The organism is Escherichia sp. WS3227_2 (assembly GCF_046486495.1).
Taxonomy (GTDB): domain Bacteria; phylum Pseudomonadota; class Gammaproteobacteria; order Enterobacterales; family Enterobacteriaceae; genus Escherichia; species Escherichia coli.
This window is the reverse complement of record NZ_JBJQLG010000002.1, coordinates 35,636-54,318: the sequence shown is the minus strand read 5'-3', so window position 1 is coordinate 54,318 and position 18,683 is coordinate 35,636. Positions and strand designations below refer to the sequence as shown.

Sequence of the window (18,683 nt, the reverse complement as noted above, 5' to 3'; positions counted from 1 at the left end):
CGTTATTCCATTACGCCCGTCATTTTGGGGGTAAGTGCGCCATAATCATTTATTGTTCGGTAAGTAATATTGCTTCCTGCATCAGAAGGCAATTTAACCGTGCTTTCGCCCATTGGAGGCACCAATGCATTTTCAAGAACCCGGGTTCCGGCATTCAACTCTGTTACCGTCAGGTAATAGGGTGTCGGGTTAATCAGCGTCAGAGAATTCGCGCTACGACGAAATCTTAATTTTTCTGCGGCCTGATCGGGTGGCAACGCTAATTTAGCCGGGCGATAGTACAGTTTAATGCGGCTGATAATTGCGAGCTGTAGCGTATTCTCAGTCAATTTTGATTTATCCATTGACGGAATCGCTTTAACGTTCATCCAGAATAAACTTTCCCGATCCTGTGGCAATTGGTTATTTGTTGCATCAAGAATACGTAAGGTATTCTCTTTTTTTCCCTTCATCGCAAACAGAGGTGGCGTCACGATAAAACGACCATCCTTTACACCATCGGTATTTTCCACCCATGATTGAATTAAATAGGTGCTATTTTCATCATTATTTGTCACGGCAAGTTGCACTTGTTTTTGCCCTGCCGGATAAATTACGCGGGTCGCACCTAAGGCCACTCCCGCTTCAGCGCGTCCGGCAACCATCATTGCCATGAACATCAGGATACCTGCCAGCAAGCAGAATGTTATTTCCTGCGATTTCCTTACATTGACGTTTTTATTACTCACTGTCCTGTTCCTGTTATCACATTATCTGCTGAACAATTACTGATAGGTTAAAGAGAACCAGGCCTGGGCATTGGCGATGCCGCCAGTAACCCGACGCCCGGTAGCACGATATTTGGCGATGAAATGTAGCGAAGTAGAGCCTGAGTAAAGCCGTTTCCAGTTTGCTGGAGGACGATTAATCGGTACGAGGTTTCCTTCATCATCAAATAACGCTACGCCAATATTTGTGGCTATCCCTGGCCCCTCTCCCACGGAAAGCACATCCGGATTTTTACCATCCGCGACACCGTGAAACGCCACACCCACACGTTCACTCACCACCGTGCTACATTCCCGTAAATGAATAACAAAAGGCACCGGTGTGCTATCTTCCCCAACCGCATGAAACCGGTTACTGCTGATTTGCCCCATATTGACCGTCATTTGTTTATCACCAGCTTCAACTCGGCAAGTTTCCGCAATAATGACGCCCTGAAATTGCATATTTCCGCCGGGCAGCGTGGTATTCCATTTATTTCCGGCCAGAGCAAACATTGGCAGCAACGACGCTAATAGAAATAATCTCTTCCTTTTCATCGTTATTTTTATCGCACAAGGGTGGGCATCCCTGCCCGTAATGACGTCCCTGAACCTGGGTAGGTTATTGATACTGAACCTTGAAGGTCGCATCCGCATTAGCTGCGCCAGGGGTTGCGGCACCGGTTGCAAAATAACGCGCCTGGAACGGAATGGTGTTGGTTCCGTTATTCAGGGTTGTTTGTGCACTAAATGTCGCACCGTCCAGCGCCAGCGCAGCACCCGTTCTGTCCAGGATCTGCACACCAACTTTTGTTGCGCTACCCGCAGCTGAACTCTGCAAAGCTAATACGTTAGGATGAGTTCCATCAATTGCGGTACCAAGGAAGGCAATAGCAGCTTTATCTGCAACAGTAGTGTCACAATCGTTCAGTTGAATGTTAAAACCGACAGCAGAACTGGTTGCTCCTTCTTGTGCCAGCGATGCGGTACGAACCTGCCCTAACTGAACGGTTTGATCAGCAGAGCCTGCATCAACTGCGCAAGCGGCGTTAACAACTTCCCCTTTAAAGTGAACGGTCCCACCATTTACCGTCGTAGTATCAGCCAGAGCCGCTGCGGAACTGAGGGACAGAGCCGACAGAACAACGATTGCCAGAGTTTTAATTTTCATGCTGCTTTCCTTTAAAAAAACTATTTCTAAATCGACATGGGCAGTCGTTCTGTACACTTTGTTTTGTCAACGAGTTTGACTGCCAACACTGCACAGTTTTCCCCCAAAAGATGAAACATTTGGGGCCATTTTGACTCATAGAGGAAAGCATCGCGCACAAACTTTTTCAGTTTATTTGTTGGCTTAATATTCTATTGTTATCTTTATTTATAGATTTTTATATTGCATGAGGTGGTTTTTGGAGAGAAGAATGAGGAAGATGCGTCGAGCCACAGAAACGTTAGCTTTACATTTGGCGGAGGTGATGTGAAATTAATTTACAAGAGAAATAATTTACATATCAAACAGTTAGATGCTTTTTATCGTTTTTTAATATTTTTATGCTTGAGAAAAAATACGTAACTTATTTATGATATGGACAGTTTGGCCCCAATTGTCTTGTATTTATTTGTTTTTTAACTTTATTATCAATAAGTTAAATCAAACCTCTTCTCTTTTTAATTTTTCGTTTATGAGATTATTTCTTTCCCATAATCCGGCAAAACGAGCAGCATTACTGGCGGTATAACGTACAGTATGGCGAATATTTCGATGCCCGAGATAATCCTGAATTAAACGGGTATCGGCACCACGCTCCGCCAGTTCATAACCGCAAGCATGCCTTAACATATGAGGATGAGTCTGCGTTACGGTTCCAGCTTCAATACCGGCATCGCGAATAATGCGATAGGCCTGCTGGCGAGAAAGCCGACTCCCGCGGCGAGAAATAAATATAGCGTCGGTCCGGTCAGCGCCTTTCCAGTTAGCACGTTCCTGGGTCCAGCGTTCCACGGCTTCACGCTCATCAAAACGTAACGGGTGAACGGTAGAAAATCCGTTCTTCAGTCGGCGAATATTTATTCGACCTTCATTAAGGTCAAGATCCTGATAATGCAGATCAAGCAGTTCACTAATACGCATCCCATGCCGATATGCCAACAGAATAAGACAATAATCTCTGGCTCCCGTTGCCCCGTAACAAACCGCCTGCATCATGGCCTGAACTTCTTTACCGGTAAGATAACGACGTTTACTCACAATAGTAGTACTCCTGACTGAGATATATTTGAATGAATACCTATAGGAAACCTCAATCGGTCAAAATTAGCCCAATAGATAAAAAGATAACCACACACGAAGTGATGTGGCTATCAGTCAATTACATTAAATATCATACAAAAATAAAATATCACTGATGTGACAACATCTATTTTCATTGATTTGATTCAATATAACAATAGATTGCAGTAGATTAACTTCCAGTTGCTTAAAAAATAAAGAAAAAAGTATGAAAACAGGCGAATTTAAGTGATGTGTAAATTTATGAATAATTTTGTTTATTTATTTTGAAGAATATAAGCCATTGTATTTTGTATGGATATGGTTAACTTAATGTTTATTATGATAATTAAGAATCACACTTACAATAACATCAATTAATAAATGGTTAATCATTTTTGATATATCGTAAGAATAATGTAGTTTTTAACACCATCCCTGGTATCTCAACTATCTCTATAAAACAGCGTGACGCTGTCGTCCTCTGGCTCTATCCCAGATGCCGTAAAAACGCCCTGCATTGCTGGCGGTATACCAGACAGTATGACGAATATTGCGATGCCCAAGATAATCCTGGATAAGTCGCGTATCTATTCCCATATTCGCCAAAGCAAAACCACACGAATGGCGTAACATGTGCGGATGAATCTCCAGTGACAACCCGGCATTACCACCAGAAGTCGAGATAATATGGTAAAACTGTTGCCGAGAAAGCGGATTCCCCTTACGTGATAAAAATACCCACTCGCTCTCAGCATGCGGATAAGAAGTACGGATACTCAACCAGTTTTTTAAAGCCTGAACTTCTTTGTTCAATAGCGGGTGCGTTGTTGAAAAGCCTTTTTTTAATCGATGGATATATATACACTTTGCCTTAAGATCAATATCCGAAATCCTCAATCGACAAATTTCACTCGCCCGGAAACCATGAATAAAACAAAGCAAAGTCAGACAATAATTACGTGCTGCATGAGGCCCGGTATTTGCTGCTTTAAGGAGTGACTCGATTTCACTATGGGTAAGGAAGTTCCTTTTTTTGTTATCAGCCTTATTCTTCATCGTTTTCCCTTATAATTACAGACGCGCACTAGCTGTGCTGGGTTAGCAATAATCCAACATTTTAATCCTGATTATGTTTATAAAAGCGAACGTTTGCTTAATAACTAACGTAAGTGGACCAGTTCTTCTGAGCGAACTTAAATGGAGTAGCGATAGTTACTTATAATAACTTTGCCATACAAACGCCATGCTCTTGCATGCTATGTACCTTTATATATTTATCAATCTGATACGAATCTAATAATAACCCTCATCATTAATGCAACTAATCTTATCTATATATCATGTGATATGTTCTGTAACAAGTAAAATCAACATAAAAAATTCAGCAAAATTTAATATTCGTTCAACTAGCCGTCTCACATATGACATTATTAGTCAACTCCATTTGCCACAAAATGGCTATTTCATGGAACGCAGTAATTTCTTAGTGGCTATTATCATGCTAATGCTTAGGTCCCTAGCGATTATTCCTGGCTGGTTCGTCAGTTTAGGCCATGAGATTGTTACATTCCTTTTTATCATGGAGATATGGGGGAAAGCAGGAGACGATTTTTTCATCTACATTCGTTGATAAATATGGCTTTGGTCACTAAGACTTAAACCCTCCTCAATCACAGCTGTTCGCCGGGCAATACGGCAAACAAACTAAGTGAAACATCATCCTGAAAACACCAACATCAACAAGCCTCTCCAGATCGACTTCAGGAGTGACCAGTTACAAGCCACAAATCAGGAAACATATTTCATGGTGAGAATTATGATCAGTCTGATGGCGGGTAAACCCTTATTTTCACCCCGCTCACTGAGTTAGCTTGCAAATCTTCCCTTGTTTAGACTCTAGATAAATCTCATATAAAACAGGCAATTAAACAAAAACCTTTGGTTTGTGACGGCCTCCACAAATGTTCGTTTAGCTTCACATGGCATCTTCTTCTTAGAAAAAGATCGACATATTTTGTGACACGAATTGCAAATCTGGTTTTGTTGTATGGATTGCGTGATTTTTGATCTGGTATAACAGGTATAAAGGTGCACCACGATAGTCAATGAGACAGGGCATCTCGCAATCTATGGCAAACATCACTTCAGTTCTTTCTCATCGGGTGATGAAAACGCACTTCAGTCTGAAAGGAATATGAAAATGAGATCAACAGACACTCTATTTTATGACTCTGGGTAAAATGGATTGAGTAAGTGATATAGCTTACGAACATTCAAATCAATTAAACATCAGAAGAGATTTTATACTCAGGTATTTAATCTGGCTCTCTGTTTATTTAAATAATGTGGAAGAGAATTTTCACAGGAGACCTTATACAAAAAATATAAAATACAGTTACCCGTTGCCAAAGACACTATAAGCCTGGCAAAAAATATTACACAACATAAATGCTAATTGTTTATGCGGGCTTTGTATTGCTTTCTGTATCCTACAAATGAGTGAAATTTATGAAAAAGGCAAAAATACTTTCTGGCGTATTATTACTGTGCTTTTCGTCACCATTAATTTCTCAGGCTGCGACACTGGACGTACGTGGTGGATATCGTAGCGGAAGCCATGCCTATGAGACTCGACTCAAAGTCAGTGAGGGATGGCAAAATGGATGGTGGGCAAGCATGGAAAGTAATACCTGGAATACCATTCATGATAATAAAAAGGAAAATGCCGCACTCAATGATGTTCAGGTTGAAGTTAATTACGCGATTAAACTTGATGATCAATGGACGGTGCGCCCGGGAATGTTAACGCATTTTAGCAGCAACGGCACACGCTACGGACCCTACGTAAAACTGTCCTGGGACGCGACAAAAGATCTTAATTTTGGCATTCGCTATCGTTACGACTGGAAAGCTTACCGACAACAAGACTTATCCGGTGATATGTCTCGTGATAACGTTCATCGTTGGGATGGATATGTCACTTACCATATTAATAGTGATTTCACCTTCGCATGGCAAACGACGCTATACAGCAAACAGAACGATTATCGCTATGCAAACCACAAGAAATGGGCGACGGAAAATGCATTTGTTCTACAATACCATATGACGCCCGATATTACGCCATACATAGAATATGACTACCTTGACCGTCAGGGTGTTTACAACGGCAGAGATAATTTATCGGAAAACAGTTATCGCATTGGTGTGTCATTTAAACTGTAGTAGACAGGAGACAGTCACAATGAATAAAACAATAACGGCGCTTGCTATCATGATGGCTTCATTTGCCGCAAACGCGTCTGTATTACCGGAAACTCCTGTGCCATTTAAAAGTGGTACCGGGGCAATTGATAACGACACTGTCTACATTGGTTTAGGTAGCGCAGGTACAGCATGGTACAAGCTGGATACACAGGCCAAAGATAAAAAATGGACAGCGTTAGCTGCATTCCCTGGCGGACCAAGAGATCAAGCAACCTCTGCATTTATTGATGGCAATCTGTATGTGTTTGGCGGCATTGGCAAAAACAGCGAGGGCTTGACTCAGGTATTTAATGACGTACACAAATACAACCCCAAAACCAATAGCTGGGTTAAATTGATGTCGCACGCGCCGATGGGCATGGCGGGCCATGTGACTTTTGTACACAACGGCAAGGCTTATGTTACTGGCGGTGTTAACCAGAATATCTTCAATGGCTATTTTGAAGATCTCAACGAGGCTGGAAAAGATTCAACCGCTATAGATAAAATCAACGCCCACTATTTTGACAAAAAAGCAGAAGATTATTTCTTCAATAAGTTTCTGTTGTCTTTTGATCCCTCAACACAGCAATGGAGTTACGCTGGCGAATCTCCCTGGTACGGGACGGCTGGTGCGGCGGTTGTGAGTAAAGGTGATAAAACCTGGCTTATTAATGGCGAAGCCAAACCAGGATTGCGAACGGATGCCGTATTTGAACTTGATTTCACCGGTAATAATTTAAAATGGAATAAGCTTGCTCCCGTCGCATCACCAGATGGCGTCGCTGGCGGTTTTGCAGGCATGAGCAATGACTCACTGATATTTGCCGGAGGGGCCGGATTCAAAGGTTCACGGGAAAATTACCAAAACGGTAAGAACTATGCGCATGAAGGCCTGAAAAAATCATATAGCGCTGATATTCATCTTTGGCATAACGGAAAATGGGATAAATCTGGTGAATTATCGCAAGGTCGGGCCTACGGAGTATCATTGCCCTGGAATAATAGTTTATTAATTATTGGCGGTGAAACTGCAGGCGGCAAAGCGGTGACGGATTCAGTTTTAATTTCTGTGAAGGATAATAAAGTCACAGTACAAAACTAACGCTTCAGGGCCCCGGTAAAGGGGCCCTGCTATCAATTTGTCATTTGTATTACGCGAAAATTATATGAACGCAATAATATCGCCCGATTATTACTATGTTCTTACCGTTGCTGGTCAGTCTAATGCCATGGCGTATGGCGAAGGACTGCCATTACCGGACAGGGAAGATGCGCTTCATCCCAGAATTAAACAATTAGCGAGATTTGCGCATACGCATCCCGGAGGCCCGTCATGTCACTTTAACGACATTATTCCACTGACTCACTGCCCACACGATGTTCAGGATATGCAGGGTTATCACCATCCTCTGGCAACGAATCATCAAACACAGTACGGCACCGTTGGCCAGGCACTGCATATTGCACGGAAATTACTGCCCTCTATTCCTGATAATGCAGGGGTTCTCATCGTTCCGTGTTGCCGTGGCGGATCGGCTTTTACCGCAGGCAGCGAAGGGACATATTCAGAACGGCACGGAGCCAGCCATGATGCTTGTCGTTGGGGAACGGATACTCCGCTATACCAGGATTTAGTCAGCAGAACGCGAGCCGCACTGGCAAAAAATCCGCATAACAAATTCCTCGGCGTATGCTGGATGCAAGGCGAATTTGACTTAATGACCAGTGACTACGCGTCACACCCTCAACACTTTAATCATATGGTTGAAGCCTTTCGTAGGGATCTAAAACAATACCATTCTCAGCTTAATAATATTACTGACGCACCGTGGTTCTGCGGCGATACCACCTGGTACTGGAAAGAAAATTTCCCTCATGCGTATGAAGCTATTTATGGCAATTATCAAAATAATGTTTTAGCCAATATTATTTTCGTCGACTTCCAGCAACAAGGTGCAAGAGGACTGACGAACGCGCCTGATGAAGATCCAGACGATTTAAGCACGGGATATTACGGTTCAGCGTACCGGTCACCGGAGAACTGGACGACGGCACTGCGAAGCAGTCATTTCAGCTCAGCAGCCCGTCGGGGGATTATTTCTGACAGGTTTGTAGAAGCAATTTTGCGTTTGTCACATTTTCACAAAGAATAGTACACGCTATTCTTTGTGCAATCAGGCCAACTCGCAATAAAGGCAGCAACTATGCTTGAAGCCCCTTTCCCCGCCGGATAAATAATATCCTTACGGCAATTGGTAACCGTATAAAATGCTTGATGTTTTGAACTGCCGTTGACGAAGATGAAGTAATCTGCTTTTTTGGCAGCATCCAATAACGCATCAATGGCAACGCGATCATTGTTGAGCTCAATTCATAGCGCCGGTTACAATTTCAATAAGGCGTCTTTACCACGTTGCGTGGCATTTTTGTAATACTGTAAAACACCCGCTTTTTCCCGCCGAGATTCCGATACAACGGAGACGTTACGCTTGCTGGTATGGTTTCTGTCGGGAGGGTACTACCGATATCCTTACAAGCGTAGAGCTGTTCCATCATGCGTGCCAACAACAGCATACGGATATCCAACCGTTCCCAGCGACGTAGGAACATCTCGCGAATGTTAATCCAGTACTGTAGTCGGCGATCGCTATCACCAGATTCACAATCATAAAGAACCTCTGCAATATCAAGAGTATACTTGAGAATTTATGTCGATTCATTTTTCGTGCACAACATTTCGATAGCTTCGAGGGCATCATGGTATTCTTTGTGACTGAAGGTCCATGAAAGTAACGTATCGAGAATAATCCCTGTAGTTGCCAAAATGAGTTGATCACTACACAATGATTTGTTTGTACAGAAGGAACGATTATTATATGTTCTTGTAGGGCAGAGTACGTTGCTACCGTAACAGCGTTGAAGATAATTTGGTCGAGACTGTAGTGGCCCAGTTTAAAAGGTAGCAGAATTTTAAAAGTGTCAGGTGCATAGAATTAAAAAAATGGAACTATAAAAATGGAAATCATGTTACCAAAAAACACCTTATATGACAGAGAGCAAAATGTCTTTTTTGAAAAGGTTACGGCCTTAATTGGCGAAAATGGTGCTGGTAAGTCCTCGATTTTACAATCCGTATTTATTAACTGTTTAACAAAAAAATATCTACCAGAAACAAAGGTTGTTTGTTTTTCTTCTGGACAAAATGAGAAATACTCAACGTATTTCTCTGATTATCTTTCTCATGAAAGGCAAGCAAATAGGGGTCTTAGCTTAGATTGTTGTTATTACGATAAAGCATGGTCAAAGTTATTAATATTCATATCCACAATTTGTCAATCAAATGGTCTTGTTAGAAATTTTTTATGTGAGAAAGGCTATATTGATGTATCAGATGATAAAAATGATGATATATCAAGCAAGCTTACATTGACGGTCCGAGTAAACTCGGCTTACGTTAATCGAGTAAAAATGGCATTAGCACAAGAAGAACAAGGTATTGAAAATACTTTAAGGTATTCAGCTTATCATAGGACTTTAGAAAGTTTCATTAATAATATTGTTAATGCTGATTATGATTTCGAGTCTCCACTTGAAGCTCAAGAGATCTTGCTAACTCATTCAAATTTTTTCAATCCATCATTTGAGGAAGCAGAAGATTCCTTTTTTGATCCTATCATAACATTTTTCACCCAAGCAGCAGATAATGATTACTTTATAATAAAACCATCATTACAGCTAGAGTTTAAAAATAATATCGAACTGAATGATATTAGTGATGGGGAATATCAAGTACTCTTTTTATACTCTCTGCTTGATATTTTTGATAGTCCTAATACTTTATTCTTATTAGATGAGATAGATTCCCATTTACATTACAAGAATATTGAGCTCTTATGGCATCGACTACATAGTATTAATGGTTATGCGATAACAACCACCCATCTATTAGACTCAATTACAGCTACTGATAATGATTTTAAAAACTTAAAGATTGTTGATAAAGGAAAAATAAAAGAAGATGATAAAATAAAAACTATAATAGAACGTTTATCTGTCTTGACAAGAATATCAGACGTACAGTTCGAAGTGTGTCGTAAACTAGAAAACATAGTATTGATGGATGATTATAATGATTGGACTATTTTTTATGCCTTAGCAAAGAAAAAAGGACTTGATGTATCAAAGTTAGATGGCCTCCATGCAATAAAACAGTCCTCTGGTTACGATAATTTAAATCAAGAGTTCGCAAAACCAAAAATAGAGTGGATTAATTCGCTTTTAAATGTAAATACTGATAAAAAAGTCAAAAGAATATTCATGATCTGCGACAAAGATGAGGCTCCAATTACCTATCAGAAAGATGGAGTTCAAGTCAATGGAAGTGAATATTCAAAACATATAGCGAAGTTAGAAAATAAAAACAAAAATAAAATATATCTCCTTGTCTGGAAAAGAAGAGAAATAAAAAACTACTTATTATCTTATACGGCATTGACCCATCATGGATTTATCGAGAAAATAAACAATGGAGATCTGCCAGCTAACAGTTATTTAAAAGAAAACGATCCTGGAGATAATTCAGCAATTAGCCGGCTTAACGTAAAACATTGCATCACAAAAATAATTGATTCTGATGGTATAGGATTAGATATATCAAAACTTTACTCATATATAGAACTTATACCACCTGCTGAGATCAGTGAAGATATAGTGAACATGTACAATTTTTTGGTGGAGAAATTAAAATGAACACCTCTTTATTTGAAGATCTACTTACACTAATCAAGAAAAAGAGTTCGATAAGAAATACAGAACAAGCAGTAGAGTTAATTTCATTATTTATTTTTTTACATTATATAAAATTATATCTTTATGAAAATGATAAAAGATTCTCAGATATAAAAAACATATCAAGCAACAACATTAATGAAATTAAATATTATTACCAGCAACTATATGAAAGCTTTATTTTCTCGATAGATATAAAAAATATAAACCACGACATGCTTGAAAATCTCAGGAGTAAGATAGGTTTTTTAATTAATAACATCAATGACCATGAAATAATTAAATATATAGATTATTCTCTTTCGCATATACATTCACTTACAGAATTCTATCAATATGCAAATTCTTATCAATCTTTAATTCTTAGGATGGTTAATGAATCGGGTCGTTCAGGTGAATATGTTACTCCATCTGCTTTAGTTCAGCTCATGGTTGAAATGTTATCACCTACAGATGGCACATCAATCTACGACCCAGCATGTGGAACTGGGGGTTTATTAATAGAGTCAGCACGATATATTAAAGGCAACAGTTTAAACAAAAACTTAAATTTAAATTATTCACTTATTGGTAATGACACATCATCATTTGCCTGTCTAATCTCAATTGTTAACCTTTTAATCAATAAAGAATTTAATTTTGAAATAATACTAAAAGATAGCTTAGATATAAATTATAAGAATAAAAAATATGACTTTGTTTTAACTAACCCACCATTTGGGAAAAAGAGCGGTTGGGATAATATTCATATTGACACACATTATAAAGGACCTAATCTAGACTATTACTTCCTGGAGCATGTTATTGACTCTCTCGCTGTTAATGGCAAAGCAGCCATAATATTACCAGAGCGTTTTTTATATGATGTGAGTAAAGAGTGCATCACTCTTAAAGATAAGATCTTCCAAAATTATAATTTAGATTGTATTTTATCTATACCGTCAGGTGCATTGCTTCCTTACACTGCAGTAAAATTATGTATTCTTTTTATAAGTAATTCTGGCCCAACAGATAGAATATTTTTCTACAATTTAAATAATGGTAAAAAATACTCACGTACAAATACTATAAAATTCGATGATTTTATAGATTTTTTAGAGTCAGCAAAAAATAGAACAATAACTGAACACTCCTGGATTATCAATATTAGTGATACACCTTCATCTTATAACTTACTCTTAAAAGATAAAGAGCGAAACTCATATGAGTTTCTTAGTGATTCTATAGTTAACATTGAACAGACAATACGTAATAATGAATTATTACTAACCGAGTTGTCTTTATTAAGAGAAAAAATAGAGATCTTAGAGTCAACAATAAAAAATCATTCGCATGAATATGAATTTGAGAGAATTAAAGTTGGAAATATTGCAATAGTAAAATCCGGAAATTTATTACAAAAAAACAGGCTGTTACCCACTGGACCAATTCCTGTATACGGTGGAAATGGAGTTATTGGATATAATAACGAGGCAATGGAAAATGGTGAAAATATTATTATTGGTAAGGTCGGAGCTCTTTGCGGAAACGTTCGGTATGTTCAAGGTAATATTTGGGTGACAAATAACTCATTAATTATTAAGAATTATTCACCAAATAAAGTTTTAACACCCTACCTTGCAAAATTATTATCTACTTTAAACTTAAGAAGGCTCGCCGTTGGTACCGCTCAGCAATATTTAACCACGACACAAATAAAAAATGTAGAAGTTAGTATTCCACCTTTAACGACCCAGCATAAATTAAATATTTGGCTTGATGAGTTAGATAATACGCTTGAACAATATAATAAGCTCATTGAAAAAATAATGAATGATAAGCGAGAACTTAAAGAGAATTTGTATAGAGGTCTTTTAATAGAATAGATCACAGTAGCAGGGTGTCCATAATGCACCCTGCTACTGGTTGCAAGTAAGTTGCAATATCTGTACTGCTGAAGCTACTATTAATAATGCTCCTCAATATACCCATACGCCTTCTGGAACAACTCTTTATCTTTCCCTAGTCCAAACTGGGCCAAGGTCAGTAAAAGCGCCTTTTGGATTTCGCGCGGGCCACTGTTGGAATTTTGCCAGCCATCAAAGCGGGTAGCTTTCACAATTTTATCAATTTGCTCTACAACATCACCGATTAACTTAGGGGTAGTTTCCGGACGTGTTTCGAGGAAAAGCTTAGTCAACGCCTGTTTATTATCAGCTTCAGTTACTGGCCGCTCGCCCGTTTCGCGCTCGGCTTGTACGGTATCTTTCGCTGCATCCAACAGGCCTTTCAACCAGTCAATGGCCTTGATAACACCAGCTTCATAGTCCTGACGCAGTTTTTCAAGGCGCTCGCCCAATGCCACAAATTTAGGATCATGACTGCCGCGCAAACGTCCCATAAGATCAATCTCCAGGCGTTTAGCACGTTGTTCCTGCTCTTTAGCGGTCAGGGTAAAAATAGCGTGCTCGTCCATGACCAACTCGTCAATATCATCGCGAATACGATTGATATCAGTATGCTCATGGATCATCTTGATTGTTTCGGGGCCAAGGGCAGCCCAAACAAGCGCACCTGTCTGCCCTACCGGACGCACCGATTCATAAATTTGCGCCAGCCATTTATAGTCCTGACGATAAGGGGTCAAAAAAGGGTCTGGGTTGATAGCTGACCATAACTTGGATAACACACCAAAGCTGGCAGCGAATTCATCGCGCTTCTCGTTGGTCGGCAGGCATTCCTGCGCGGCCATAATACCTTCAAAACCAGCTATGGACCGATCCACACCAGGGAAGAAGGACAAACATTTATTCAGTTGTAACGGCAATAGCTCTTTAAATGCCTCAATTCCCTCTACAACTCCTTCAATTTCTTCAGGGTTATAGGCCAGAGCGGTACGCAGATTTTCGAAAACGCCGAGGTAGTCGATAATTAATCCCATGTCCTTGCGTACAGTATCGGTTTCGTACAGCCGGTTAGTTCGGCACATGGCCTGCAGAAGGGTATGATCGCGTAGAGGCTTATCGAGGTACATGCAGTAGCAAATCGGGGCATCAAAGCCCGTAAGCAGCTTGGCGGTTACGATAATAAGCTGTAATGGATGTTCAGGATCTTTAAAGCACTCAATTAGATCCTTTTGCACCTGCTCTTCGGCATCGATGTGCTGCCAGCGTTCAAAATCGACTTGTTTGACAGGCAGCTCCAACTCATCATGCCATTTAAGCCAATCCTTGTTGAGCTTGTCTTTTTTGCCACCCTCTTCAACTTTAACCGGAGCCTGGTCAACGTTCATAACCACTTCAACCGCATCAAAACCAAGCTTTTCACCGAGCAAATAATACATCTGCACACAGGCTTCGCGATCGTATACCACAACCATGCCTTTCATCTTTTTCGGCATAACATGGTTGGTAAAATGCTCAGCAATATCATTACTCACCGCAGCCATACGTCTGGGAGATTTCAGCATAATAGCCAGCTTGCCGGCACGTCTGGACAATGCTGCTTTTTCTTCTTCATCCAGGTTGTTTTCGGTAGCCAGTTGCTCGAACTCTTCATTGATGGCATCACGATCCACTCGGAGTTCAGCCAGCCGAGGTTCGAACTTCACCGGGTTAGTTGCGCCATCCCGGATCGACTGCTTATAGCTATAGCGGCTCATATAGCGACCTGGATCTTCTTCGGCACCGAACAATTTGAACGTATTACGATCAATGCCAGAAATCGGAGTACCAGTCAGGCCATAGAAGTGGGCATTGGGCAACGCCCAGCGCATTTTCTCGCCTAATCCCCCTTCCTGTGTACGGTGAGCTTCGTCAACCAACACAATGATATTGTCCCGGTTGTTCAGGCCATTAGGGTTGCTATCGTAAATTTCGATATCTTTAAATTTAAAGATGGTGGTGATTAAAATGCCACGGCTGTCTTGTTCAATGTATTCACCCAACTTTTTGCAGCTTTGCACTTTAATCAGATTCTTAACGTCGGCTCCACCAAAGGTCTCGTTAATTTGGCTGTCCAGATCTCGCCGGTCCACAACGATAAGTACCGTCGGGTTTTTTAACGCATTATCGGCACGTAGCATTTTGGCGGCGTAAAGCATCAACAAGGATTTACCCGATCCCTGGAAATGCCAAATAAGACCTTTTTTTGGATAGCCTCTACGAACACGCTCAACAATTTGTTTTGCAGCTTCAAATTGCGGATAACGCGGCAGGATTTTAACGCGTTTAGGTGGAGTATTTTTGCCCGTTTTGACGGTTGAAAATAATGCAAAAGATTCCAGTAACTGCAATAAGGTTTGCGGATTTAACAAACTCTCACAGCTATTGAGTACCGATGCCAGACCCGGCAAAATGTCATCACGAAGCTCAGTATTATGCCAGGGTCCCCAGTCTTTAACTCGGGCATTAATGGCTCCATAGGCAAAGGTTTTACCTTCGCTGGCAAAGCACAGCAAGTTAGGTACAAAGAAAGATTCAACATTTTTCCAGTAGTACTTTTTGCCACCCATGAAATCGGCAGCACCGTCTTGCCAGGTCACGCTGGGGCGTGTTGCGGTTTTAACTTCGCCTACTACCAGTGGTATGCCGTTCACATAAAGAACAATATCAAAATAGACTTCAGTGGCCGCGATATAGTGAACCTGCTGCGCCACCACAAAGTGGTTGTTCTCTATATTGTCAAAATCAATCAGATTGATGGTGATATGGTCGCCATTCTTACCAAAAGGCAAGGTTTTGTCGGCCATCAACCATTCCTGGAAGTTTTCATTGGCCTTTACCAAGCCGGTATGGCGGGCTTCTAAAACCACTCCTCGCAGTTTGTAAATGACCTCATCGGCATAGTCAGGCTGTCTGCCGATATCAGGGTTTAACGAACAAAGCGCGTCTTTTAGCCACTCATCAACGAAGATATCCTGCGCTTGTTTAGGCAGGTTTTCACCGTGGCAGTAAGTCCACTTGACTCCGCTTAAACCTTTTAAACGGTCGATAATTCCATTTTCTGTAACGGTTTGTTCGTTAAACATAAATTAGAACCTTAAAGCAGTAAATTTCAAGTTTTGTGCCCGCATGCCATACTCTTCTAAATTGTCTCTAATAGAAAACAAATCACTTAGTGATTTAGTTATTCCAACCATTTTTTCCCTTTCAATAATAGGCATCATAAGATTTGATAGCTCACCTTTATTAAAGGTTTTATTTACCTGACCTTTTGAACCACGGAAGTAATTATTAATCTTAAGCCAATACAAATAAAAGAAAATAAACCTTGACATTTCTATATCACTTTTTATCAAACGAATTCTTAATAAGAACCCGACATGAGTGTATTCCATATTTTCGGATATTAAAACAGACTTCCCAATATGATCTAGGCTACCATTTCTCCAATTAAATAGAATATCTCCTGATTTAAGATAATCGTCATTCTTTACATCAGATTGCCGGACATAAGCAATTTTTTCTTCTGTTATAGAAAGATAGCACCTTGATTCAACACAAGGTAAAGTTACCATTCTAACGCCTTCTTTTAGTGACTTATCAATCGGATTGCTTATACCATACTCGATTCTAGCTATTGTTGATAATGGAACTAATTTTCCGTCTAAGTTGGCCATTAGTTCATTTACTGTGAGATCCAACACATTTTCGTAAGAATTAACTAATTTCTGTTTAAGCTCCCTGCTTTTTTCAAGTTGATCTTTTAATTTTATGAGCCTTAAAATCTTGCTCTTCTCAGGCAATACAAATGAATATTCAGAAATAGACTTGAATTTTGTTCTAGGTGACAATGACCCTGAGGATGTTTGAATTGCCCAATCCCAGAATCCTTGAGATTGAATAATCACTTCTAAAAAATCAGGGTTATCGTTACTTTCATTTGCTTCCATTACAATAATGTCACCAGAACAAATTCCATCGAACTCAGCAATGGCAGCCTTTTTAAGATAGGGACGACGCTTTCCTAATAAAATCTGTCCCTTTCTAAAGACACGTGTAAAACTGGGGTTATCGTCAGCAATCATTCCCCAGCGTTTAATCTTTAACGAACCTGAATCCAAGTGTTCTAAACCAATATAACGCTCATAGCCTTCTGCTATCGGGTCTTTAGTAGTGAGCTTTACTTCACGACAAATATCACCAAATTTAACAGTTTGTTTATCAGTCATTTTTTTTCACCTCATAACCTAACTGCGCGAGGTTCTCAAATAGTTTCTTAGTCTGTTTTTGTAATTGCAAACGGCTAACCTTCCACGCCTCAATGGCATGTTCTAAATCATGCTCTTCATTACTATTTTGCGCTTGTACATACAACGGAATCGATATGTTGTAGAGATTATCTTTAATAATATCAATGCTGACTAACGCAGTGATGTCACTTTGCTTTTCAGGATTGAAATAAGCCTCGCATAACACCGACAAATCGTTATCAGATAAACGGCTATGAGCCCGCTCGCGGGTAACATGTTCAACCCCATTGATAAACAAGATCTTGTTTTTGCGCTCAGCTGGCTTATTACAATTAAGCACCACCACACAAGATTCCATCGGCGAGTTATAAAACAGATTAGGTCCCAAACCAATCACCGCTTCAATAATGTCCGATTCAATCACCTGTTTACGAATGGCCTGCTCGGAATCACGGAACAGCACGCCATGTGGCCAGAGCATAGCAGCACGACCGGTATCTGGTTTTAAGCTTTTGATTATATGGGTATAAAACGCATAATCAGCGCAGCCCTGCGGCGGTACGCCATAAAGATTACGACCATACGGATCAGCGGCAAACTTGTCACGATTCCATTTTTTAATGGAGTACGGTGGGTTGGCAAAAATCACATCAAACTGCTTGAGCCGGTCATTTTCAATAAACTTAGGTTCAGCCAAAGTATCACCGCGCAGCACATCAAACTCTTCAATATCGTGCAGAAACATATTCATACGGGCGATAGCGGAAGTCAGCAGGTTCACTTCCTGGCCATAAAGGTGCACAGAGCGCCACTCTTCTCCTCTTGCACGAAGATCCATCACTGCATTTAGCAACATCCCTCCAGTGCCACACGTTGGATCATAGGCTGTTTCACCCGGTTTTAAGCCCATAATGCGCGTCATTAAATGCACGACTGTTCGGTTGGTGTAGAACTCTGCTGCCGTATGACCGGAATCATCAGCGAACTTTTTAATCAGGTATTCGTAGGCTTCACCAAGATCATCCTGGGCGACAGATTTAATGCCGAGCGGAATTTTACTGAAATGTTCAATCAGATCAGCCAGCAGATGATCGGGAAGGCGCTCTTTATTGGTCCACTGTGCATCACCGAAGACGCCATGTAAACGCGGGTTATTGGCTTCAATTAGTCGAAGCGCAGTCTGGATCGCTTCACCAATATTTTTACTGGTATTGCGTACCTTTTCCCAACTGGCTTCAGAGGGAATGTTGAAACGGTGAAACATCGGCATGGCGGCGTATTCAGCATCGCCTTCATGGAGCTCCATCGCTTCGTTATATTCTTCCAGATAGACATCTGACAGGCGTTTGTAAAACAGCAACGGGAAGATATACTGCTTGTAGTCTGATGCGTCAATTTGGCCACGAAGAAATTCGGCGGCTCCCCAGAGCAGCTCTTCCAGCTTTTTATTACTCAT

The 18,683-nt window shown here is 40.5% G+C and carries 13 protein-coding genes; 5 read left to right on the top strand and 8 right to left on the bottom strand.

Features of this window, described 5'->3' with window-relative positions; genetic code table 11:
* Positions 1 to 2: 2 nt before the first annotated feature.
* The 5 genes from fimC to fimB form a co-directional block, all read right to left on the bottom strand.
* Entirely contained in the window at positions 3 to 728 is a 726-nt protein-coding gene (gene fimC / locus ACJHXB_RS03700) for a type 1 fimbria chaperone FimC (RefSeq protein WP_000066575.1), read from the bottom strand.
* A gap of 36 nt (positions 729 to 764) precedes the next feature.
* On the bottom strand, positions 765 to 1,304 hold the full coding sequence (locus tag ACJHXB_RS03695; RefSeq protein WP_000824121.1) for a fimbrial protein: 540 nt from the start codon (positions 1,302 to 1,304) through the stop codon (positions 765 to 767).
* 64 nt (positions 1,305 to 1,368) lie between these two features.
* A complete protein-coding gene (gene fimA, locus ACJHXB_RS03690) occupies positions 1,369 to 1,917 on the bottom strand; it encodes a type 1 fimbrial major subunit FimA (protein ID WP_000695532.1) in 549 nt (182 codons plus the stop codon).
* Positions 1,918 to 2,397: 480 nt separating this feature from the next.
* Positions 2,398 to 2,994, bottom strand: a complete 597-nt coding sequence (fimE, locus tag ACJHXB_RS03685) for a type 1 fimbria switch DNA invertase FimE (RefSeq protein ID WP_000044711.1) — start codon at positions 2,992 to 2,994, stop codon at positions 2,398 to 2,400.
* A 477-nt stretch (positions 2,995 to 3,471) separates the two neighbouring features.
* On the bottom strand, positions 3,472 to 4,074 hold the full coding sequence (gene fimB, locus ACJHXB_RS03680) for a type 1 fimbria switch DNA invertase FimB (protein WP_000790583.1): 603 nt from the start codon (positions 4,072 to 4,074) through the stop codon (positions 3,472 to 3,474).
* Positions 4,075 to 5,526: 1,452 nt separating this feature from the next.
* Between fimB and nanC the strand changes: the two genes are divergently transcribed.
* From nanC to ACJHXB_RS03655, 5 genes are all read left to right on the top strand, one after another.
* Positions 5,527 to 6,243, top strand: a complete 717-nt coding sequence (nanC, locus tag ACJHXB_RS03675) for an N-acetylneuraminic acid outer membrane channel NanC (protein ID WP_001295734.1) — start codon at positions 5,527 to 5,529, stop codon at positions 6,241 to 6,243.
* 19 nt (positions 6,244 to 6,262) lie between these two features.
* The gene (gene nanM / locus ACJHXB_RS03670) at positions 6,263 to 7,369 is read left to right on the top strand and encodes an N-acetylneuraminate epimerase (RefSeq protein WP_001469510.1); all 1,107 of its coding nucleotides are present in this window, start codon (positions 6,263 to 6,265) and stop codon (positions 7,367 to 7,369) included.
* A gap of 64 nt (positions 7,370 to 7,433) precedes the next feature.
* Complete coding sequence (locus ACJHXB_RS03665) at positions 7,434 to 8,420, top strand: sialate O-acetylesterase (RefSeq protein ID WP_001469511.1); 987 nt, start codon at positions 7,434 to 7,436, stop codon at positions 8,418 to 8,420.
* A gap of 862 nt (positions 8,421 to 9,282) precedes the next feature.
* A complete protein-coding gene (locus ACJHXB_RS03660; protein WP_000404910.1) occupies positions 9,283 to 11,016 on the top strand; it encodes an AAA family ATPase in 1,734 nt (577 codons plus the stop codon).
* Positions 11,013 to 12,920, top strand: coding sequence for an N-6 DNA methylase (locus ACJHXB_RS03655; RefSeq protein ID WP_001097956.1), 1,908 nt, complete (start codon positions 11,013 to 11,015; stop codon positions 12,918 to 12,920). Before ACJHXB_RS03660 ends, ACJHXB_RS03655 begins: the two co-directional genes overlap by 4 nt.
* A gap of 80 nt (positions 12,921 to 13,000) precedes the next feature.
* On the opposite strand, the gene ACJHXB_RS03650 is transcribed toward ACJHXB_RS03655, so the two are convergent.
* The 3 genes from ACJHXB_RS03650 to ACJHXB_RS03640 are packed head-to-tail and all read right to left on the bottom strand — an operon-like array spanning position 13,001 to position 18,683.
* Positions 13,001 to 16,063 (bottom strand): type I restriction endonuclease subunit R, encoded by a 3,063-nt coding sequence (locus ACJHXB_RS03650; protein WP_000481471.1) that lies wholly within the window; start codon positions 16,061 to 16,063, stop codon positions 13,001 to 13,003.
* Between the two features lie 3 nt (positions 16,064 to 16,066).
* Positions 16,067 to 17,206: a restriction endonuclease subunit S gene (locus tag ACJHXB_RS03645; RefSeq protein ID WP_000130278.1), complete on the bottom strand. Its 1,140-nt coding sequence runs from the start codon at positions 17,204 to 17,206 to the stop codon at positions 16,067 to 16,069.
* Positions 17,199 to 18,683: a class I SAM-dependent DNA methyltransferase gene (locus tag ACJHXB_RS03640; RefSeq protein WP_001605028.1), complete on the bottom strand. Its 1,485-nt coding sequence runs from the start codon at positions 18,681 to 18,683 to the stop codon at positions 17,199 to 17,201. Before ACJHXB_RS03640 ends, ACJHXB_RS03645 begins: the two co-directional genes overlap by 8 nt.

Excerpts from the sequence above, each read along its gene's own strand:
- ACJHXB_RS03655 (WP_001097956.1), top strand. The coding sequence starts at position 11,013 with ATGAACACCTCTTTATTTGAAGATCTACTTACACTAATCAAGAAAAAG.
- ACJHXB_RS03645 (WP_000130278.1), bottom strand. The coding sequence starts at position 17,206 with ATGACTGATAAACAAACTGTTAAATTTGGTGATATTTGTCGTGAAGTA.
- ACJHXB_RS03665 (WP_001469511.1), top strand. The coding sequence starts at position 7,434 with ATGAACGCAATAATATCGCCCGATTATTACTATGTTCTTACCGTTGCT.
- nanM (WP_001469510.1), top strand. The coding sequence starts at position 6,263 with ATGAATAAAACAATAACGGCGCTTGCTATCATGATGGCTTCATTTGCC.
- ACJHXB_RS03640 (WP_001605028.1), bottom strand. The coding sequence starts at position 18,683 with ATGAGTAATAAAAAGCTGGAAGAGCTGCTCTGGGGAGCCGCCGAATTT.
- fimB (WP_000790583.1), bottom strand. The coding sequence starts at position 4,074 with ATGAAGAATAAGGCTGATAACAAAAAAAGGAACTTCCTTACCCATAGT.
- ACJHXB_RS03650 (WP_000481471.1), bottom strand. The coding sequence starts at position 16,063 with ATGTTTAACGAACAAACCGTTACAGAAAATGGAATTATCGACCGTTTA.
- ACJHXB_RS03695 (WP_000824121.1), bottom strand. The coding sequence starts at position 1,304 with ATGAAAAGGAAGAGATTATTTCTATTAGCGTCGTTGCTGCCAATGTTT.
- ACJHXB_RS03660 (WP_000404910.1), top strand. The coding sequence starts at position 9,283 with ATGGAAATCATGTTACCAAAAAACACCTTATATGACAGAGAGCAAAAT.
- fimA (WP_000695532.1), bottom strand. The coding sequence starts at position 1,917 with ATGAAAATTAAAACTCTGGCAATCGTTGTTCTGTCGGCTCTGTCCCTC.
- nanC (WP_001295734.1), top strand. The coding sequence starts at position 5,527 with ATGAAAAAGGCAAAAATACTTTCTGGCGTATTATTACTGTGCTTTTCG.